The 21,655-nt window shown below is 46.5% G+C and carries 19 protein-coding genes; 18 read left to right on the top strand and 1 reads right to left on the bottom strand.

Annotated features, from left to right (window positions below; all coding sequences use genetic code 11):
* A partial coding sequence (locus tag G7Y37_RS09100) for a transposase (RefSeq protein ID WP_241155986.1) occupies positions 1-256 on the bottom strand: 256 nt, incomplete at its 3' end.
* A 519-nt stretch (positions 257-775) separates the two neighbouring features.
* On the opposite strand from G7Y37_RS09100, the gene G7Y37_RS09305 reads away from it, so the two are divergent.
* The 18 genes from G7Y37_RS09305 (at position 776) to G7Y37_RS03180 (ending at position 21,536) form a co-directional block, all read left to right on the top strand.
* Positions 776-1,387, top strand: a complete 612-nt coding sequence (locus G7Y37_RS09305; RefSeq protein ID WP_241155985.1) for a hypothetical protein — start codon at positions 776-778, stop codon at positions 1,385-1,387.
* Positions 1,333-1,911 carry a UDP binding domain-containing protein gene (locus tag G7Y37_RS09300; protein ID WP_241155984.1) on the top strand — a complete coding sequence of 193 codons (579 nt, stop codon included), beginning with the start codon at positions 1,333-1,335 and terminating at the stop codon, positions 1,909-1,911. The genes G7Y37_RS09305 and G7Y37_RS09300 overlap by 55 nt, the downstream gene beginning before the upstream one ends.
* A 215-nt stretch (positions 1,912-2,126) precedes the next feature.
* Entirely contained in the window at positions 2,127-2,993 is an 867-nt protein-coding gene (locus G7Y37_RS03255) for an Rpn family recombination-promoting nuclease/putative transposase (RefSeq protein WP_165061707.1), read from the top strand.
* A gap of 362 nt (positions 2,994-3,355) precedes the next feature.
* Positions 3,356-4,282 carry a three-Cys-motif partner protein TcmP gene (gene tcmP / locus G7Y37_RS03250; RefSeq protein ID WP_165061704.1) on the top strand — a complete coding sequence of 309 codons (927 nt, stop codon included), beginning with the start codon at positions 3,356-3,358 and terminating at the stop codon, positions 4,280-4,282.
* Positions 4,283-4,549: 267 nt separating this feature from the next.
* Complete coding sequence (locus G7Y37_RS03245) at positions 4,550-5,095, top strand: radical SAM protein (protein WP_206214077.1); 546 nt, start codon at positions 4,550-4,552, stop codon at positions 5,093-5,095.
* 296 nt (positions 5,096-5,391) lie between these two features.
* Positions 5,392-5,871, top strand: a complete 480-nt coding sequence (locus tag G7Y37_RS03240) for a YbhB/YbcL family Raf kinase inhibitor-like protein (protein WP_165061701.1) — start codon at positions 5,392-5,394, stop codon at positions 5,869-5,871.
* 167 nt (positions 5,872-6,038) lie between these two features.
* Positions 6,039-6,317 (top strand): DUF1778 domain-containing protein, encoded by a 279-nt coding sequence (locus tag G7Y37_RS03235; protein ID WP_206214076.1) that lies wholly within the window; start codon positions 6,039-6,041, stop codon positions 6,315-6,317.
* Entirely contained in the window at positions 6,314-6,790 is a 477-nt protein-coding gene (locus tag G7Y37_RS03230; RefSeq protein WP_165061698.1) for a GNAT family N-acetyltransferase, read from the top strand. Before G7Y37_RS03235 ends, G7Y37_RS03230 begins: the two co-directional genes overlap by 4 nt.
* Before the next feature lie 36 nt (positions 6,791-6,826).
* Positions 6,827-7,327 carry a hypothetical protein gene (locus tag G7Y37_RS03225; protein ID WP_165061695.1) on the top strand — a complete coding sequence of 167 codons (501 nt, stop codon included), beginning with the start codon at positions 6,827-6,829 and terminating at the stop codon, positions 7,325-7,327.
* A 261-nt stretch (positions 7,328-7,588) separates the two neighbouring features.
* Positions 7,589-12,496, top strand: coding sequence for a 2-hydroxyacyl-CoA dehydratase (locus G7Y37_RS03220; protein ID WP_241155983.1), 4,908 nt, complete (start codon positions 7,589-7,591; stop codon positions 12,494-12,496).
* Between the two features lie 206 nt (positions 12,497-12,702).
* The gene (locus G7Y37_RS03215) at positions 12,703-13,191 is read left to right on the top strand and encodes a hypothetical protein (protein ID WP_165061692.1); all 489 of its coding nucleotides are present in this window, start codon (positions 12,703-12,705) and stop codon (positions 13,189-13,191) included.
* 7 nt (positions 13,192-13,198) lie between these two features.
* Positions 13,199-14,053, top strand: coding sequence for a 16S rRNA (cytidine(1402)-2'-O)-methyltransferase (gene rsmI / locus G7Y37_RS03210; protein WP_165061689.1), 855 nt, complete (start codon positions 13,199-13,201; stop codon positions 14,051-14,053).
* Entirely contained in the window at positions 14,050-14,610 is a 561-nt protein-coding gene (locus tag G7Y37_RS03205) for a M48 family metallopeptidase (RefSeq protein ID WP_165061686.1), read from the top strand. The genes rsmI and G7Y37_RS03205 overlap by 4 nt, the downstream gene beginning before the upstream one ends.
* A 159-nt stretch (positions 14,611-14,769) precedes the next feature.
* A complete protein-coding gene (locus G7Y37_RS03200) occupies positions 14,770-15,450 on the top strand; it encodes a transaldolase family protein (protein WP_165061683.1) in 681 nt (226 codons plus the stop codon).
* Positions 15,451-17,439 carry a transcription termination factor Rho gene (gene rho / locus G7Y37_RS03195; RefSeq protein ID WP_241155982.1) on the top strand — a complete coding sequence of 663 codons (1,989 nt, stop codon included), beginning with the start codon at positions 15,451-15,453 and terminating at the stop codon, positions 17,437-17,439. It abuts the gene before it with no gap.
* 10 nt (positions 17,440-17,449) lie between these two features.
* Positions 17,450-18,457 (top strand): signal peptide peptidase SppA, encoded by a 1,008-nt coding sequence (gene sppA / locus G7Y37_RS03190; protein WP_165061680.1) that lies wholly within the window; start codon positions 17,450-17,452, stop codon positions 18,455-18,457.
* Between the two features lie 10 nt (positions 18,458-18,467).
* Positions 18,468-20,489 carry a class I tRNA ligase family protein gene (locus tag G7Y37_RS03185; RefSeq protein WP_165061728.1) on the top strand — a complete coding sequence of 674 codons (2,022 nt, stop codon included), beginning with the start codon at positions 18,468-18,470 and terminating at the stop codon, positions 20,487-20,489.
* A 204-nt stretch (positions 20,490-20,693) separates the two neighbouring features.
* A complete protein-coding gene (locus G7Y37_RS03180; protein ID WP_165061677.1) occupies positions 20,694-21,536 on the top strand; it encodes an ABC transporter ATP-binding protein in 843 nt (280 codons plus the stop codon).
* Positions 21,537-21,655 lie beyond the last annotated feature (119 nt).

Genomic DNA, 21,655 nt, shown 5'->3' with positions numbered 1-21,655 from the left:
GATGTTTGGCGCGCGTGAGGTCGTCTCGGATATCTTCCAGCACGCGGGAGAGATCGCGGGCGCCTTCGGTCTCCACATCCGGCACGAACACTTCCACGATATTGTGCGCCATAAGCTGTCGCGCCAAAAACTCCGCATCACTGCGGTCGTTCTTCTTGCGCTTGTCGGATGCGGGTTTGTGCATCTTGGAAACTGCCCCGACGATACAATCAACCTCGAATTCCCGAAGCGAGCGGACAAGGTGGAACCCCGTCACGCCGGACTCCTAAACTGCTTTCGGGGATTCGAACTGAAGTATCCAGCTTGCCACTTCCGCAGGTTTATAGCCAAACTTCTGTGAACGAACCTCGCCCGTGATGGAGTCAAGCGCGACCGCAGTGATAGAACGCGCGTGGACATCAAGGCCGATTGAAGTAACATGGTTCATGGTGAGTCCCTCTCATATATGTGGCAACCTGGCTGGTTGTCGGTTTTGGTTAGATGGAACCATTATCAGCCTCGACCCACGGTTATATGAATAGACGATATGAAGCAGGGGCTCACAATGTTCTACTCATATCGTCTCTCCAAACGAGTTATCGAGGTGTGGTCTTCAAGTTCCTCAACGAGAGGTCTTTAAGCACGAGTTATTGCATTCATCAAGGATTTTTAGGGCTTTTATCTTAAACTCTGGACTATACACCGGTTTTTCCTTTCCACGTTATTACGTGTCCAAGAAATCGTCCGGGGGTCTATCCTGAAAGAAGACAGACCAAGGAGAATTGCTGTAGATGTTGTGCCAGAAAAGATTGAACTTCTAAAAGCCCGAAAAAGCCCAATCGTAGATTCCGATATAGAAGACTTTCTTGCTCATAAAAACCTTGATTTGCACCCCACCCTTGATGGGGCAGAAGCTTATAAATCGGCAGACATAGTCGTTATAGCAACGCCGACAAACTACGACCCCGATATGAATTTCTTCGATACCAGCTATGTTGAGCAGGTGATAGAGCTTGTATTAGAAGTAAATCCTGCTGCTGTTATGGTTATTAAATCCACGGTGCCGGTTGGTTATACCAAGTCTCTTTGCCGGCGCTATTCGGCAGGACGTTTTCTGTTTAGTCCTGAATTTTTGCGTGAGGGTCATGCGCTCTATGACAATTTGTATCCTTCGCGCATTATCGTGGGCGTGCCTTCCGAGAGCGCCTTTAAGGACGAACTTGAATCTGCGGCACACAAGTTTGCAACTCTGCTAGCAGAGGGTGCGCAAGATTCAGCCGAAAATATTCCGACCCTTATTATGCGAGCAACCGAGGCTGAAGCGGTGAAGTTGTTGCCAACACTTATCTGGCTTTGCGCGTCTCCTACTTCAACGAACTTGATACATATGCAAGCGTGCGTGGGTTAGACGCTGCGCAAATTATTGAAGGGGTGGGCTATGACCCGCGTATTGGAAACCACTACAACAACCCATCGTTTGGCTATGGCGGTTACTGCTTGCCTAAAGACACCAAGCAGCTTTTAGCCAACTACAAAGATGTTCCCCAAAACCTTATAGAGGCTATAGTAGATGCCAATCGCACGCGCAAAGACTACATTGCAGATGAGATAATAGACCGCGTGTGGCGGCTAGTTTATGAAGGTGTCGAAAAGCCTGTGGTGGGAATTTATCGCCTCACTATGAAATCGGGCTCTGATAACTTTCGCGAAAGTTCTATTCAAGGCGTTATGAAGCGCGTTAAGGCTAAAGGTATTCCTGTTGTTGTATACGAGCCTACCTTAAATACGCCTGAATTTTTCGGTAGCGAAGTGATGCGCAATCTTGCTGACTTCAAGCATCGCTGCGGCCTAATAGTAGCCAACCGCTGGAGCCCTGATTTAGACGACGTATCCGTCAAGGTATACACCCGCGATTTGTTTGGGAAGGATTAAATGAAGTGTGACAAAATGCCAGCTTTCTGCAAGATTTACACTCATTAAAAGTTGCAACTATAAGGATTTGAGATGTCAATAGGTGTTGCAAACAGTTGGTTTTGTGCCAAGGTTTGTATGTCACTTGATATCGCATTTTTGATACACAGATATAAGGTTTGCAATCTAGTCTTGATTAGAAGATTTATAAGTCTTCTAGAGAAAGAATATCAAACATGGATGAGCAAGCTACTGTTTCTATTACTAATCAATTTATGTTTAATCGTGTAATGATTCAAAAAGATATATGTAAAGACTTTCTAGAGTGTGTTTTGAATAAACAAATTGATGACCTAATTTACAAAAACGCTGAACAAGCAATAGAACCTAGACTAGATTTTAAGAGTGTTAGGTTAGATTTGTTTGCTAAGACAAAACATGAAGTTTTTGACATAGAACTACAAATTCAACAAAGAGCAGATATCGCTAGGAGATATAGATACTATCAAGCATCTATTGATACTACATCGCTTGATAAAGGAGCAGACTACGATAAGCTAGACACAAGCTATATTATCTTTGTTTGTAATCATGACCCATTCAAAGCAGGACTTCCTGTATATGAAATAGAACCAATATGTAGACAAGACACATCTTTAGATATAGACAGCGGTATACACTGGATTGCTCTTAACTGCAAGGATTATAAGAAGACAAAAGATAAGCATCTGCTCTCTTTTATGGAGTATGTCTCCACTGGTAAAATAGATAAACAAGACAAACTAGTTACATCCATTGCTTGTGCAGTAGATAGAGCCAATAAAGATAGAGGGTGGGTGAATAAGGTGTTTTCTGTAAGTACAATAGGAGAAGATTGGGAACGAGAAGTACGTATAGCCCGCAGAGCTGCTCTAAAAGAGGGAGAAGAACGCGGGTTGGAACGTGGGTTGAAGCGCGGAATCCTACAAGGACGTGCTGAGGCTGAAATGCGTTATGCAGAACTCACAAAGTTACTTCTCTCTAAAAAGCGTGAAAACGACCTATTCAAGGCATCCGAAGACCCAGCCTATCGCGAGCAGCTTTTTGCCGAATTTGGCATTTAATGCACAATTAAAAGCAATTCATCAATTCAGGCTTTAGTGCCTATTCTGTTGAAAACTCCATCCCGGATATAGCGTGTCAAAGAGTGTGCCATTAGGTGCAATCCTTTGGCACGCTGCTCTTTGGCACATCCAATTAGGTTGTGTGTTGTTTTCGTCACTTTTTAGGCGAAGACATGGTCAAAACTTTCGACTTTCCACGGTCCTGAACACAAAACCCTGCCTGCTAAGGCATCAAAAAAGCGTCAAATTTTCTGTTTGCCCAGTGTTCTCCACATTTCAAGTTTACTATGTGGCGCTATGACCATGGAAAGCCGGAAGTTTTGACCATTTTTCTAACTTTTTTGAACTAGTATGCGGATGAATTGAATCATAACCTAGCATCAAGGGATGCAATTATCTTTAAAAAGTCATTTGAGGATATGCCTACAATTCTCAGCGAATTGAATATTGAGGGATCAAATCTATTCTTATATGTTGATCCTTTTGGAATAAAGCATTTAGATATGCTTCTTTTTGATAGGTTAATTGAATTGTGTCCCTCGGTTGAAATACTTGTAAATTTCAACTCCTTTGGATTCCTGAGAGAAGCGTGTCGAGTATGTGGATTGGACTTGTCAGATGTTCCTGTAGAAGAAGATTTGATCGAACGAGACTCTTGGGATTTTAAGGAAAAATCTGAAGCTGCTAAGAGGCTTGATAGGGTAATGGGAACGCAAGTTTGGCGCGACATTACAAAAAGCTACAAGGCTAAAGAAATTGATGGTTATAAAGCGGAGTGTTGTATAGCATGTTGCTATGCAGAGCGTCTCAATGAATGTTACAAGTATGTACTTAATTTTCCGGTAAGGTTGAAAGCGGGTCAACGTCCAAAATATCGTATGCTTCATGCTTGTTCCCATCCAGATGGTACTATTCTTATGCATCAATCAATGGAGCGAGGTAAAGAGTCTCTATTATTCATGCAGAGTGGCAACCAGCTTAGTCTTTTTAATCAAAATGTGGAAAATGAACTTATATTATCTAAAGATATCGAAAACGATATGTTGCAATATTTACTGCAGCTTGGTTGTCGTGTCAGATTGAATGAATTCTATGCATCTTTTATGACATCTGTGGGTATTACTCTTCCATTTAAAGACTTGAAAAACATCGTCGCCAATCTAGAAAAGAGGGCAAAAGTTAAAATTACAAGAGAACCTAATATGACTGGCAACAATAATCCGACAGCCTTTATGGAAGAAAGCCGCGGTAAAAGAGCTTGGATTGAGGTAATTAACAATGAAATGTAGCCGATCTATCATACGGCGCTCTATGTTGTATAAAACTAAGGTGGAATACGGTGATTACACCATGAATCACGTGGAGGGTTGTTCTCATGGATGTAAATATCCTTGCTATGCAATGATGATGGCTAAGCGATTTGGTAAGGTTAAATCCTATGAAGATTGGTGTAAACCTGCTTTAGTTGCAAATACACTGGAGCTACTTGATGCAGAAATACCAAGGCTCAAAAAAAGATCAATTATGTTCAACTTTGCTTTACTACAGACTCATTCATGTATGGCTATGATGATGTTTGTGAGATGAGTATTCGAGCTATTAAGCGTCTTAATGAAGATGGTATTCCTTGCGTTGTGCTAAGTAAGGGCGTTCTTCCAGAAGAGCTGGCATCTCTTTCGCGGGAGAATATCTATGGGATAACTCTTGTGTCTCTTGATGAAAATTATCGCAATCTCTATGAGTCTGGTGCAGCTCCATACGAAGATAGAATTCAAGCTCTTGAAAAACTTAAAAACAAGGGATGTAAAACATGGGTAAGTATGGAGCCTTACCCTACACCCAATATTGTCAAGCAAGATCTAGGGTCAATTTTGGAGCGAATATCGTTTGCGGATAAAATCATTTTTGGGCGAACAAACTATAACAAGACTGTATCGCAGTTTCCTCATGTTAAGACTTGGTATAACGATAAAACGCTTGAAGTTGTTCGGTTTTGTAAGCAACACAGTATCGACTATTGGATAAAAAGGGGAACATGGACGGGCGCTTGTCCTATTGAGGATAGGCTAAATGATTCGCTAGAGATTTCCGTTGCTTTGTGACGGTGTATTTGCGGTTTGTTAATCATACAAAATAATTGACATCAACAAGCTAATTTTTGCTACGTAAACTGGTGAAGAGTGGGAATTAGAGTAAGGAATCTCGCAAGGACGCGCGGAAGCGGCGCGTTACATTCTCTTATCGAACACCTATTTGCTGCCGGGTGCGAAACTGATGTGCTTGAAGCTTCTAAAGACCTGGCTTATCGCGAGCAGCTTTTTGCCGGGTTTGGTATTTAAATTGCGGCATCGGATATACTCACATTAAAGTTGCACATTTAGAAATCGGAGAAAAACAATTGAATGAATTAAAGGTGACATCATCACAATTTGAAAATGAGGGATGGATGCCAGATAGTGTGGCAGGTTATGCTGAGGATAATTCGCCGGAACTTATTATCGATAATGTTCCTGAAGGAACTATAACTTTGGCTATCGTAATGGATGATTTGGACCATCCGATAGTGAAGGGATTTAATCATTGGATTGCATGGAATTTGGCACCAAACAATAGAATACCGGGCTCAATACCCAAAGGTGCAACAATAGAAAATCCGATACATATTGAACAGGGAATAGGCTATGGAAAGCATGGCTATAGAGGACCTAAACCGCCATTTAATTGGAACCATAGGTACAGATTTACTGTATATGCCTTGGATACAAAGATTGATATAAGTGTTAACAGTAAAAAAGAAGAGTTGATGGAAGCAATTGAGGATCATGTTCTAGCTAGCGGTACGATAATAGGAAAATATCAAAGACACCACGCATCGTAAACATATTCATTTTTGCTAAGTAAATAGGGTTCACAATTCGTGCGCTTTGTCGTATGGATTTACTTGTTTTCGCCACTGTTACAAAAAGATGTGGATGCTGACTATTGATTAGTGCGGAATAAATCCGTACAATATGTCAAAAATGCATCAAACGATAGGAGACGGATGTGTCTTCGGTGGTAGAAAAACAGGAAAAACTATATCGGATGGACATTCGGCTTACCAAGCCTCAGCGCATCAACTATGAGCGTGCGGCATCACTGCGCGGTCAAACAATTACACAATGGGCAACCACGCATCTCGATGAAGGTGCACGCCGCGATATAGATGAGGCTACTACTACTGCTCTTTCGCTCGAAGCATTTGATACCTTTTGCGAGATGCTTGAGTCTCCTATGCCGAAAACCACTCAAGATTTGCTAACTCGCAAGGCGGTTTGGGAGTGAGTGGCTTTTCGAAGCCTGTTCAGCTTAAGCCGGGCGTAGGTATAGCTGATTTCCATTGTGGTGATAAATTCGTAGATAATTGGGTTAAGAAGCATTCAGCATCTGCTCGTAAACGCGGTTCAGCTGTTATTTACGCGGTCTATTACGGCGATGTTGTTGCGGGTTTTTATACACTGAGTGCCCATTCTGTGACAAGAGCCGACATTGATGGTGGATGGTTTGTTCGTAATGCACCTCAACAGGTACCGGCAATACTGTTGGGCATGATGGGCGTCGATGAGCGATTCCAAGGTTGTGGACTGGGTGCATCTCTTCTACGAGATGCTATCCAGAACGCTTTGAAAGTAGCAAATCTTGCAGGTGCTAGGGCTCTTATCGTTGATCCTCTTAGCGAAACTGCTGAATTGTTTTATGAACACTTTGGTTTCATGCGGCTTTCTGGCACTAATCGAATGGCGTTGAAACTCGGATAAAAAGCTTCTTCCAAACAGTCTCAAAAAGATTCCGGAGTGGTAGACTCATCAAAATTAATACTGCACGATTTGCGTCTTATTAGAAACGCAATACTAGATGTTATTGTTAGGCATTCAAAAGTGGAAAATATGACAGAAGTTCTGAAAAGGGCACGTAGCAAGAAAATATTTGCTGGCAATGAATTTGCGGAATTACTTGCGGAAATTCAATCGGCGGATAGCAGCTTAGAGCTAGATTGGGACTTCGATGCAGGGGAAGAATGGGCAAGATTTTTCAGCCGAGAAAATGGCACTGTATGTATGATGAATGCAAAAATTGGTGTGGCGTTTATTAGAAAAGCCTACGAATTTAGCAATATAGAACATATTGTTGGCGCATTAGAAATTGTATTTACGGAAAACTATTCTTCTGAAGATTGGTTTATTGATTTGGCTGATTTGGAACAAAACGTGCCGGAAATATGTTGGTATGCATCAGAAGAAGCGGTTGATCCAACCTGCATTAGCCTAGACGATTTGTATTTTGCCACTGTTTGATAAATGCGCATGCAATATAGCAAAAAATCTCGCAAACCTTATGCATCAGCTAAGTGGGCTCTTAGACAATTCGCTCGGTGCAATCAATCTTACCTATTGCTGCTGCCGTCCGGTGCCGCCAATGCGGTACGCCGTGTGTCTTATGCGCATAGAGTGTCGTAATTCTGCCCGTATCTGATAAACTCACGTTAAAAAAATAGCTTAGGCGAAATTGACAAATAGAACGCAAAAACACGCTTTAATTCAAAGCAGGAGACATGCATGAAGAGGGAACAAAAATACATCAAGATAGAAGATGCCACTATCAATGAGCAAGCTATGCGCGTAACGCGTGTAAATGAAGCGCCGCACACCGCACCCACGCCAGCGTCGCACACCGCGCCAGCACCAGCGCCGCACACCGCGCCCACACCAGCACCAGCGCCCGCGCCTTCAACCGATTTACACATAGGCATAGATGTAGGCTCAACCACAGTAAAGTTGGCTGTGCTAGATAGTCAGCGCAATATTCGCTGGTCCGTATATCAGCGCCACCACGCCGACGTTCGCGCAACCATAGTTGATGTGCTTCGTCAGGCTGCCGAACAATTTGGCGAGGAACCTATGACTATAGCCATAACCGGCTCTGGTGGTCTTTTGCTTTCTCAGTGGCTAGGAATAACTTTTGTGCAAGAGGTTATTGCCAGCAAAACAGCAGTTGAGGCGTTCATTCCTCGTACCGATGTCGCAATAGAACTTGGTGGCGAAGACGCGAAGATAATATATTTCGACAACGGCATAGAGCAGCGCATGAATGGCACTTGCGCAGGTGGTACCGGCGCATTCATCGATCAGATGGCGGCGCTTTTAGATACAGATGCGGGTGGCTTGAACGAACTGGCAAAAACGCACGATACTATATACCCAATCGCTAGTCGTTGTGGCGTGTTCGCTAAAACTGACGTACAACCGCTTCTAAATGAAGGCGCGCGCAAAGAAGACATAGCTGCGTCAATTTTTCAGTCGGTTGTAACGCAAACAATATCGGGGTTGGCTTGCGGTCGTCCTATTCGTGGCAATGTGGCGTTTCTTGGCGGTCCTTTGCAGTATCTTCCCGAACTGCGTAAACGTTTCTACGAGACGCTTGCGCTTGAAGACGATGCAATAATTGTGCCCGAGAATGCGCACTTGTTTGTGGCGTGCGGCTGCGCCATTGCGGGCGTTACGGAAGGTGCTGCAGCTGAGAAGCTAGCCTGCGTGCTAGAGCGTCTCGAAAAGCTAGGGGACGTGCAAGGTAGCGAAGTTGTGCGTCTAGATCCGCTGTTTGCAACAGATGCGGAATACGCCGAATTTAAGGCACGGCACGATTCCGAATGCGTGCGCCGTGGCAATTTGGATGATTATCGCGGTACGGCATATTTGGGTATAGATGCAGGTTCCACCACTTTTAAGGCTGTGCTTATAGGCGAAAGTGGCGAACTTCTGTGGTCTACTTATGCATCCAATAAAGGCGATGTGCTGGGTTGTGCGAAAGCCGCAATAGCCAATTTGTACAACTCGCTTCCAACTGACGCTTCAACCGGTAAGCCGCTTGTGCGCATAGGGCATTCCACCGTTACGGGTTATGGCGAGGGTTTGCTGCTAGAAGCGCTACAGGTAGATTCTGGCGAAATAGAAACAGTTGCACACTTGCGTGGCGCACAGGAAATGCTTCCCGGCGTAGAGTTCATCTTAGACATTGGCGGGCAAGACATGAAATGCTTGCGTGTGAAAGATGGTGTTATCGAACACATAATGTTGAACGAGGCATGCAGTTCTGGTTGCGGCAGCTTTATTGAAAGTTTTGCTAGCGGTTTGAATTTAGATGTGGCAGACTTCGCGAAAACTGCCATACAAGCCAAGCGTCCGGTCGATCTGGGCAGCCGCTGCACGGTGTTTATGAACAGCCGCGTGAAGCAAGCGCAAAAAGAAGGCGCTACAGTGGGCGACATTGCAGCTGGTCTTGCAATTTCGGTTATAAAGAACGCGCTGTTTAAGGTTATTAAGATACGCGACCCGCACGATGTGGGCACAAAGGTAATAGTTCAAGGCGGCACATTTCTAAACGATGCTGTATTGCGCTCGTTCGAGCAGCTATCGGAAGTGAATGCGGTGCGTCCTGATATAGCTGGAAACATGGGGGCATTCGGAGCCGCCCTGTTGGCACGCGACAGATATGCTGCAAACTTGCGGCGCGAAAGCTCTAAAGCTGCGGAATCGGAAGAACTTCGTTCAGAAGCTGCGCAGCCTTCACTACATTCCTCCGATTCTGTAGTTGAGGGGGGCGAAAGCTGCGATCAGAAGCTTCGCAGCCCTCACTCCGCTTCCGCCACCCCTTCCAATGCGCAGGCGACAGAAAACCCATCAAGCGCGCCTGTAAGCCGGCTTCTCACTTTAGAGGCAATTCAGTCGCTTCAGCCTACGCATCGCACTGTTCGCTGCAAGGGCTGCTCGAATAGCTGTTTGCTTACTGTTAACGACTTCGGCGTTGATGAAGAAACCGGCAAGCATCGGCGCTTCATAACGGGCAATAGGTGCGAAAAGGGCGAAAGCCTAGGTACCGGCACCCAAAAAAGCAGCGTACCGAATTTGTTCGAATGGAAAAGCGACAGGATATTTACACACTATGAGCCGCTTGCTCTAGAGGATGCACCTAGAGGCAGCGTGGGCATGCCGCGCGCTCTTAACATGTATGAAAACTACCCGTTCTGGTTTACTTTCTTCACTAAACTGGGCTATCGCGTGGTGCTCTCCGATCCGTCCACTAAGAAAACTTACGAAGCGGGCATAGAAAGCATGCCATCTGAAAGTGTTTGCTATCCGGCGAAGTTATCTCACGGGCACATTATGAATCTGCTTGAGAAGCATCCCGATTTCATATGGATGCCGTGCAGCAAGTGGGAGCGCCAAGAAGATGCAACTGCGGGAAATCATTTCAACTGTCCAATTGTGGCAAGCTATCCCGAGGCGCTTCGCCTAAACATAGACGAGCTCCGCGAAACAGATGTGGCATTCGTTAGCCCGTGGCTTCCCTACGACAATAAAGAGAAACTGAAAGAGCGCTTGTGGGTAGAACTTGGCACCACTTTCCGCCAGCAGGTGGGCGCTAAAGGTCCGGCGCTTACGAAAGCGCAAATAGAGGCAGCGGTCGATGCCGCATGGGAAGAAGACGAGGCATTCAAGCGCGACATTCGCCGCAAGGGTACAGAAACGCTTGCATGGATGGAGCGCACTGGCACGCATGGCATAGTGCTTGCGGGTCGTCCTTATCACCAAGACCCCGAAATAAACCATGCTATTCCAGAGCTTTTGCAAAGTTTTGGCTTGGCGGTACTTACGGAAGATTCCGTGGCGCACCTAGGTCAACTAGAGCGCCCTATACGCGTGGTCGATCAGTGGATGTATCACACGCGTTTGTATGCGGCAGCAAAAGTGGTAACGCAACGCCACGACCTAGATTTAATACAGCTCAACTCGTTTGGTTGTGGGCTAGATGCACTTACTACCGACCAAGTGCAAGAAGTGCTTGAAGCGGCGGGTAAGGTTTACACAGTGTTAAAGATTGACGAGGTGTCAAACCTAGGTGCAGCACGTATTCGTGTACGCAGTTTGTTGGCTGCTCTAAAAGATCAGCAAGATAGGGAAGCTGAAGCTACATCCGATGCTTTGGCGGCGGCGCGTCCGTGTCCGGCTGTTTGCATCAGTGAATCTGACATAGATTCGCTTGTTCCCGAAAGCTATACCCAGAAAGCTGAAGGTGTGGCGGCTGAAGCAGTAGAGCAGCGCGAAGGGGTTTCAACCGAATTTGCCCGCGTGCAGTTCACCCAAGAAATGAAAGATGCCGGCTATACAATATTGGCACCGCAAATGGCACCGTATCACTTCGAATTGCTGGTGCCAATTTTCCTGAAGAATGGCTACAACGTAGAACTTCTTCCGTCGGTTGACACGGGCGCTGTTGATGCCGGTTTGAAATACGTAAACAACGATATTTGCTATCCATCAATTTTAGTAACTGGGCAAATAATGGAAGCCGTTATGAGCGGTCGCTACGACACCGATAAGCTGGCAGTTCTTATAACTCAAACAGGTGGCGGATGTCGTGCAACTAACTATATATCGCTAATTCGAAAAGCGCTTAAAGCAGCTGGGCTTGCTCATATTCCTGTTATTGCACTTTCATTCAAAGACTTAGGCGAAGTTAATCCCGGGTTTAAGATAACTCCAAAAATGCTCTATCAGGCTATATTTGCCCTGCAATATGGCGATTTGCTTATGATGTGCCTTTATCGCACGCGCCCCTATGAAATGGAGCCCGGCTCTACGAACAGGCTGTTTGAGCATTGGATGAGCGAATGCAAAGCCCAGCTTGCGCGCGGTGTGAACATGGGCGAATTCAAACGCACGGTAAATCGCATCGTAGACGATTTCGATACTTTGCCCCTGACGGGCGAGGGCACAAAGCCGCGCGTTGGTGTAGTTGGCGAAATTCTGGTGAAATTCCATCCAACGGCGAACAACCAAGTGGTCGATCAAATTGAAGCTGAGGGCTGCGAAGCGGTCGTGCCGGGCTTGATCGAGTTTTTCCTGTTCGGCATAGCTGGTGGCATATTCCAGCGTCAAATTGGGAAATCGGCGAAAAGTGCGCTTGGCAGTCGTATAGGATTAGCTGCCATAGCCAAGCTGCGCAAGCCCGTTAACGATGCGCTAAAGCGCAGCCAACGTTTCCATCCGCCTGCCGATATATACGAGCTTGCCGAGTACGCAAGCCAAATACTTAGCCTCTGCAACTCTATGGGCGAGGGTTGGCTGCTTACAGCTGAAATGGTTGAACTTATTCGTTCGGGTTGCCCCAATATAGTGTGCACGCAGCCGTTTGCGTGCTTACCGAACCATGTAGTTGGGAAATCGGTTATTAAAGAGCTGCGCCGCCAATATCCAGAAAGCAATATTGTTGCGGTTGACTACGACCCGGGCGCTAGCGAAGTGAATCAGCTGAACCGCATCAAACTGATGATAGCTGTGGCGAAGGCAAACCTTGCCGCGAAAGAAGGGCAGGCTCGCGCCGTTCGCAAAGCTCATGTGCAGCCACAACCAAAAACTGACGATCTAGCATCTGAGGTAGCAATAGAGGAAGAGATATTGGCTTGAGTGAGTCGGTATCGCCTGCATCTAAACATTCGCGCACCGCGCACACCCGTGTCCATTTCGGGATAAGATGCAGGCTTCCTCTGCGCGACCTTCGGCTGTCTAAACGAAATCTAATATACAAAACCGGTCGCGGTAATTATCTATTTAAAGACAAGTGGCTTCGGTCTAACCGCAGGTTGTGGGCTAGTCACAAAAAGCGCTGCCTTTTGAACTACGATTTGTCCATGGCGTATTTCAAGCGCCTTTCGCACGAAGATTTTAATAACGCTCTCGAAAGGCTGCTAGCTAACTTTGCTCAATTACAGCCGGTATACGATTTGCGGGAACTTGACGGAGTGCAGGGCGTATACATGATGATTTTGGATAAATATTGCCAAATCTATGTTGGCAAGGCTTGCGGAAAACACGGCATAAAACATCGCATTCTTCGCCATTGGCACAATGCGGTTCCACTAGATAGGTTGCTTTCAGGCGAGCCAGAGGAATCAATCATGCCAATAGATGCGTTTCGGGCACTTGATACAACTCGTATATACGCTGCCGCTGCTTCTACGGCGGCAAATGCGGGGTCGCTTGAGCGCGCCCTAGCCGATGCGGTACCAAATTGTTACAGCTTAAACCGCACCAAAGCAGGCGATTTGGCAGGCGGCTTGCACGAAGCTATTCAGTATCGCCGCACGCGTTCTCTTCTATAATAAAGTCATGAATTCTGACGGAAAAATAACTATAGTTCCTACACCTATAGGGAATTTGGGCGATATAACTTTGCGCGCGCTTGAAACTTTGCGCGCATCCGATCTTGTGTGTGCTGAAGATACCCGCATAACTGCGAAATTACTGGCTGCATACGACATATCAAAGCCGCTTATGCGCCTAGATGAAAATTCGCTTTCCAAACGCGCTTTAGATGTAATAGCGCGCGCTGCACAAGGCGCAAACATAGCTTATTGCAGCGACGCGGGAATGCCGGGCGTGTCTGACCCCGGCTTGCGTCTTGTAAGGGCGGCGCGTGAAGCTGGTGTTTCAATAGAAGTGCTGCCGGGGGCAAGTGCAGCACTTGTTGCTTACGTTGCAAGTGCCACGGTATGTCCGCGTTTCTATTTCGGGGGCTTTTTTCCGCGCAAAGAAAACGAGCGCCAGCGCACGTTGGAAAATCTGCGCACACTAGATGCTGCACTTATTTTTTATGAAAGCCCAAACCGTCTTGTTTCGGCGCTGACTTCAATAGCGCGCACAATGCCTACGCGCCGAATGGCAGTTTGCCGCGAATTAACTAAGCTGCATGAAGAAATAGTTTGCGCAACTGCCGAGCAAGCGTGTAACATTTTTACAAAACGCGAAGCTGCCAGCTCTATAAAAGGCGAGATAGTTCTTGTTATAGATCCGCCAGATGAATCCGAAAATAAACCTAGTGCTGCCGATTTAGAGCAGCGTGCATCTGAGCTAATCAGCCAAGGTGCGCGCACGAAAGAAGCGGCAAAATGCCTTGCGACAGAATTTGGCATATCGAAAAATACCGCCTACGATTTGGTTATGAAGGCGGCAAATAGCAAATGAAAGCTAAGGAACAAGCGCAATTAGTTAATGTGGCAGGTTTTGATATATGGCTTAGTCGCAAACGAATTAAAAATATGAATCTTCGCATAAAACCACCTGATGGTCGCATAGAAGTATCTGCACCAATGCATATGCCTATGCGCGATATAGAGCGCTTTATTACCCAAAAACAAAACTGGATACGCCGCCAACAGCTGGCTGTTGTAAATTCGCCAGCGTTTCGTGCAGAACAAGCTAGTGCAGAAGAGCAGAAAGAATGGAAGGCGGTGGTTAGCGCCTGTGTGCCGCCGCTTGTGCAAGCGTGGGAGCCAATAATGGGGGTGCGCGCCACCAAATTGGTGTATCGAAATATGAAAAGCAGATGGGGTAGCTGTCAACCTGCTACTGGTCGTATTTGCATAAATACCCGCCTTGCGCTATATCCGCCGGAATGCTTGGAATATGTGGTCGTGCACGAATTGTGCCATTTGCTAGAGGGCGGTCATGGTAAACGCTTTCATAAGCTAATGGATTCTTTTATGCCTGATTGGCGCGACCGTCGCGCAAAGCTGCGCTAGCGGCTTAAAGTTGGTAAGCGCATAGATTTTCATTGAGGCTGGGCTTAACATGTGATATTGTGTTCGCGTTTCGAATTTCTAAAAGAATCAAACGATCAATTCATTCGATTCGCCTATAAGGGTCAAATTTACCTAGGCATTCATGACGAAGGGAACAATGTGAAATTCTTTCTCGATACTGCGGATTTGTCCGAGATTGAAGAAGCTGCGGCTTGGGGAGTGCTTGCAGGAGTTACAACTAATCCAACACTCTATTCTCGCATCGGCGGCAAATTGGCTGATTTTCCGAACCACATAAAGCGCATTTGCGAAACGGTAGGACCAGATTGCCCCGTATCTGCTGAAACTGTAGCTATGACGCGCGATGAAATAGTGCGCGACGGGCGCGAGCTTGCAGCTATAGCTCCTAATGTTGTTGTGAAAGTGCCAACTATTGTTGAAGGTTTAGCCGCTACGCGCACTTTGGCTAATGAAGGCATTCGCGTAAATATGACACTTTGCTTCACAGTGCCGCAAGCCATGTTAGCAGCGCGTTCTGGTGCGCGTTATATTTCTCCATTTATTGGTCGTTTTGACGATATATCGGAAGATGGTATAGATCAGGTGGCGCAGATTGTAGGAGCCATCAACAACTACGATTTTACGGGAAGCACCGTAAACGGTGAGCAAATAGAAGTTATAGCTGCCAGCATTCGCAGCGCAAACCATGTAACAAAATGCGCATTAATGGGTGCCGATGTAGCCACTGTTCCTTTTGCGGTGTTACAAAAAATGGTGAAGCATCCGCTTACTGATGCGGGTATACAAAGCTTCCTGAACGACTGGGAGAAAGTAAAGTAGATGGCAGACGAAACAAAAACTACAGAAGCACCGGCTGAGGCTCCTAAAAAGAAACGCGGTCGTCCTACGAAAGCGGAAATGGAAGCGCGTAAGGCGGCTGAAGCTGAGGCAACAGTTGTCGATAACGGCGAACAGGCAGCACCGCAGAAGAAAACTCGCACTAGAAAAACCGCTGCAAAAAAGGAAGAAGCAGCGCCCGAACCCGAAAAGAAAAAGACCACTAGAAGGGCGAAGGCTGCAACTAAAGAAACCAAAGAAGCTAAAGAGGCTGCGGAAGCTAAAGAAACTAAAGAAGCTGCGGAAACTGTAGCGGAAGTTGAGGAAAAGCCAAAGAGACGCGGTCGTCCTCGTAAAGCAGAAGCAGAAACAGAAGCAAAATCAACCGAAACCAAAGAAGCCAAAGAAACCAAAGAAACCAAACCCGAAGATAATTCCACTCAGGTTCCAGCAGAAAAACCTGCCGAAGCTGAAACTGAAGTTGCAGTTGCAGCAGAAACTATTGAGCCTGAGCAAAACCGCGAAGCAGATCAAACATCAGATTCAAGCGAAGAACGTTCTCCCAAGCGTTCTGTAAAAGCTGATAGCACACAGCAAAATCAGCAGAACAGCAATCAGGCAAACCACAGCAATCATAACAATCGAAATAATCGCAATCGCAATCGTCGCCAGCGCGACAATCGCCAGCGCGAATATACTCCAAGCGTTAGTCGCGAAGATTTAGAAGAGCTTAAACTTCCCGAATTGCGCGAAAAAGCTGCCGAGTTGAATATAGATGCATCCGGTATGAAAAAAGCCGATATGGTGGAGACGATATACAAAACTCTTGCCATAGCTGAAGGCTTTTTGGAGGTCGGCGGCATTTTGGACATACTGCAAGATGGCTACGGCTTCTTGCGCACCGATGGCTATTTGCCAAGCGAACACGATGTCTATGTTGGTCTTTCTACAATTCGCCGCAATGGTCTTCGCAAAGGCGATTTTGTTACCGGTCAGACACGTCCAGCTCGTGAGGGCGAAAAGTTTGCAGCCATTCAAAAAGTTCTAACTATTAACGGAATTCCTATTGAAGAGATTGAGCGTCGCCCGAAATTCTCAGAGCTTACGCCGGTATTTCCCGACGAGCGCCTTCTTATGGAGCACGGCAAAAATACAATTACCGCACGCGTTATCGATTTAGCGGCACCTATTGGCAAAGGTCAGCGCGGGCTTATTGTTTCTCCGCCGAAAGCGGGTAAAACTACCGTATTAAAAGACATTGCAGCTGCAATAACGGCGAATAATCCTGAAGCTCATCTGATGTATTTAGGCATAGATGAACGCCCCGAAGAAGCAACCGATATGGAGCGCTCAATTAAGGGCGAGGTTGTCTCTTCCACATTCGATATGCCTTCCGAAAACCATATTCAAGTGGCTGAACTTGTTATAGAACGCGCTAAGCGTTTGGTAGAGCAGGGCAAAGATGTTGTTATCTTGCTAGACTCTATTACTCGTTTGGCACGCGCTTATAACTTGGCTCAACCTGCAAGTGGGCGCGTGCTTTCCGGTGGCGTAGATTCCACGGCATTGTATCCGCCAAAGCGCTTCTTAGGCGCAGCCCGCAACATTGAAAACGGCGGTAGCCTTACTATTTTGGCATCGGCTCTTATTGACACCGGTTCTAAGATGGATGAAGTTATATTCGAGGAATTCAAGGGCACCGGCAACATGGAGCTGAAGCTAGATCGTTATTTGGCAGATCGTCGCATATTCCCGGCAATCGATCCTGTGTCATCTGGTACACGCAAAGAAGAATTGCTGCTTGATAGCCAAGAGGCACCACTTATTTGGGCTGTACGGCGCATACTTGCCAATATGAACAACACCGAGCGCGCGATGGATATGCTAATCAAATCGCTCAAGCAGACCGATACAAATACAGAATTCTTGCTGCGTACTGCGAAGAAAGCCCAGATGCATCAAGGCAGAACAGACGAGAACTTCGAATTCTAAGTGGGTTTATATGGAAACCGAAAACCGCAATCCATACAACGAGCAATACGGCGTACAACAGCCAGTTAAAGCCAAAAGTGGCAAGGGTTGGATAGTTGGCATAGTTGTAGCACTTGCCATTATGGTTGTATGTATTGTTTCTGTAGTGTCTTGCTCGGCTGCTATAGGAACAATTGCAAATCCGTTTTCATCGTTAGCATCTTCAAGCCCTACAGTTTCGATAAACAGTCCTAGCGTAGCTGTTATCGACATTGATGGAACAATTCAATACGACGGCACGTCTTGCAGCCCTGAGGGTTTGAAAGACATGCTTGATAGAGCTGCCGAAAACAACAATATAAAGGCTGTTGTTCTTCGCGTTAATTCTGGTGGTGGCGTGGCTACTGCCGGCGAAGAAATGACTGAATACGTGAAGAATTTTGAAAAACCAATAGTGGTTTCAAGCGCTGCCACAAATGCTAGCGCTGCATATGAAATAAGTTCGCAAGCCGATTACATATTTGTAGATAAGACTACTGCAATAGGTTCTATCGGTGTAATTATGCAGGTTACAGATTTGTCGGGTCTTTACGACAAGCTTGGAATCAATATAGATAACATTACGTCGGCAAATTCTAAAGATGCTGGCGGTGGTTCGCGACCTCTAACTGAAGAAGAGCGTAATTGGTACCAGTCAATGGTTGACCAAATTAACGATTTATTTATTCAAACGGTTGCCGATGGGCGCAACATGGATGAAGACGAAGTTAGAAGTTTGGCAACTGGTCTTCTATTTACGGGTGTAGATGCTGTTGAAAATGGGCTAGCCGACGAAATAGGGCTTTTTGAAGATGCTATTTCAAAGGCAAGTGAATTGGCTGGCTTTGACCATGAATTGCCAACCGTTTCGCTTGAGTCCGACACAAGCGATTTGATGGAGCTTCTTGATATGCTTGGAGCATCCGAGAAAAGCAACGACAGCGCTGTTGCGCTTCGCGCTATAGCTGATAGATTGGAAGTGAACGGTGCACTGGGATAAAGATGTCGAAATGGTGTGGCCGCATCGCGCTGTTGTAACGGCGGGCATGCCTTATGGCAATAAGCCTTTGCATTTTGGTCATATAGGTGGAGTTTTTATCCCTGCTGATGCTTTTGCGCGCTTTTTGCGCGATCGCATTGGTGCTGGCAATGTGCGTTTTGTCTGCGGCACCGACTGCTTTGGGTCGCCCATAAACGAGGGTTATCGAAAAGCGGTGGAAGCGGGCACTTTTAGCGGCACGATAGAGGAATATGTGCAAGCTAACCACGATGCTCAAGCTGATATTCTCAATAAATTCGATGTTTCTCTTGATATATTTCAGGGCTCAGGCATTGGACATGCAGGAGAGGTACACCAAGAGCTAACATATGCGTTTATACGCGGATTATACGAGCGGGGCACTTTAAGGCTTTTGTCCACATTGCAGTTCTTCGATACGCAGGCAAACACATTTCTAAATGGCAGGCAAGTGCAAGGGCATTGTCCTGTGCAGGGCTGTAAGTCGGAACACGGTTATGCCGACGAATGCGATTTAGGGCATCAGTATCAGCCAACCGATCTAATAAATCCTGTTTCTACTTTAAGCGGTACAGTTCCAGAAATGCGCCCGGTCAGCAATTGGTACTTCGACTTGCCGGCATTTCGCAACTTCCTTAAAGAATATGTTGCAGAACTTGAACTTGACGATGAAATTCGCAGCGTTGTTCCGCAAACTATAAAAGAGTTTCTCGGTGCTCCTGTTATTTTTATCAAAAACGAACTTTATTCCGAATACGAATCCGTTGCGGCTAACCTTCCTAAGCACGTTATGCATGAAGCTGAAGGTAACAAGCAAAGTTTCAGCTTAGAATTTGAAAACATTGAAGCGCGCGAGGAAGCTTGCGAGAAGCTGTCTGGTGCTGGTATACGTTTTCGCACATCTAAGACACTTGTACCGTTCCGTATAACTGGCAATATCGAATGGGGAGTTAAATCTCCTGTGCTAGAGGGTATTGAAGGGCTTACGGTTTGGTGTTGGCCCGAATCTTTGTGGGCACCTATTTCATTTACAATAGCTGCCAATGATGCGATGGGTCTTCCGCGTAATACATGGCGCGATTTTTGGTGCAGCGAAGATGCGCAAGTTTACCAATTTATCGGGCAAGATAATCTATATTTCTACGGCGTTGCGCAGCCAGCTATGTGGAAGGCATTGGGTTCTCGTGGCGTTTTTGGTCTGCCCGATTCCAAGCCACTTTGTCAAACAAAACTAATAGCGAATCATCATTTGCTATTTGGTAAGACGAAGGCATCATCTTCGGGTGCGGTTAAACCACCTAGCGGGGAAGATTTGCTGGAATATTACACTGTAGAGCAGCTGCGGGCGCATTTCTTAGCGCTCGGTCTAGATCAGAAATCGGTAGCGTTTGCACCAAAGCCTTTCGATCCCAAGCTTACAGACGAACAGCGTGCCGATACACGTGTGGCTGATCCTGTTCAAAAAGAAGGTGCGTTGCTGACAAATGTTTTCAATCGTTTGGCACGCAGTTGTCTTTATGAGGCGGCACGCAGTTTCGATGGCTACATGCCTGTGGGTCATGTTACAGAGGAATATAGGCTGCGCGCGCAAAGCACTATACATGAATACGATGCGCTTATGCATAAAGTTGAACTGCATTCTGTGATGCAATTAGCAGATGAGTTCATACGCTGGTCACAAAAGATTTGGGCGGATGGGGCAAAACGAGTATCTAGTATTGAAGGCGAGGGTGCAAGCACCCCAAGCAAAGAGCGCACCCAACTTCTTTGCGATTGCTTCTATTTATTGCGCGTAGCAACATTGTTAATGCATCCTATATGTCCAAAGGGCTGCGAGACTATATGCGACTATATGGATTTCGATGCGCACGAATTCTTTAGTTGGAACTTCGATTTCGATAGCAATGCAGAGTTATGTGAAGCGCACGAAATTGATACCGGGTTTCATAAGGTGCATTCGCTTCCACCCCGTTTCGATTTCTTCCCAAAGCATTCTTCGCAGATAAAGGGTTGAGCGCACCATTGGTTGAGCGCACCATTAATGGTTGCAGGCGAATCAATACGGCTGGCATAATGTTTCAATTGCAAGACATGCCATTGGGAACTGGGTATTGCTCTTCGAATAAATTATGGTCGTATGCGCAGCAATTTTTTAGCTGCAAGCGCGTCGGCGCGTGCGCTATGCGATAACCTGTACAATTAATTTGAGGTGTTATGTATGGAATTATCGCTAGAAAATATTGGGCTTCGGCTAAGCGGAAAGACAATCCTAGACGATGTCAGCTTCACTGTGGGCGATGGGCAGTTTATGTCCATCTTGGGCGAAAGCGGAGCGGGCAAATCTACCACGCTGAAAGTGATATCGGGGCTAATTTTGCAGGACAGCGGGCGCGTGCTTTTCGATGGCTGCTGCGTCGATGATATGCCTACGCACAAACGCGATATAGCCATAGTGTTTCAAGATATACGGCTTTTTCCCAACATGGATGTGGCGCAAAATGTTGCCTTCCCTCTAAAGATGCGCAAAGTGGCGAAAGCCGAGCGGATGCGTGTGGCTGAGGAAATGCTGGAAGCTGTGCAACTTGGCGGATATGGAAGTCGGCGCACTTACGAATTGTCGGGCGGACAGCAGCAACGTGTGGCGCTGGCGCGTGCTCTGGCGGCAAAGCCGCGTGCGCTTTTGCTAGACGAGCCCTTCAGCGGGCTTGATGAACAGCTGCGCGAAGAGATGCGCAAACTGGTTTCATCTTTGCACGAGCGCTTCAATATTACTTCTTTAATGGTTACGCACGACCCAGACGAGGCGCTTACCATGAGCGACTCTATAGTTTTTATGCGCGATGGCAAACTTGTGCAGGTGGGCACCCCGCGCGATATGCTTTTGCACCCAGCGCATAAGGCTGTAAAAGCTTGTTTCGGCGAAGCATCCGCAATAGAGGGCAGCGTAGAAGCTGGGGTTTTCACCAGCGGAAAACTTGTTATCCCGGCACCAGATGTGGTTGACGGCGCAGCTGTTCTTGTTCGCGCGCCAGACACGCCGCCATTTGTTCATTCGCTATAACTTTAACTTAGTGTTATAATTCTGCGGTTTCTACTATTACACATGCGTGTGCGACCTGCTGTCGCTAGTGGCCGCTTGAAAAAGGCTGCGGCTTGCGGGGAAGACCATACGCAGAGGAC

This window comes from Adlercreutzia sp. ZJ154, assembly GCF_011039055.1.
Taxonomy (GTDB): domain Bacteria; phylum Actinomycetota; class Coriobacteriia; order Coriobacteriales; family Eggerthellaceae; genus Adlercreutzia_A.
Note: the sequence above shows the minus strand (reverse complement) of the source record. Positions and strands in the feature narration are given on the sequence as shown.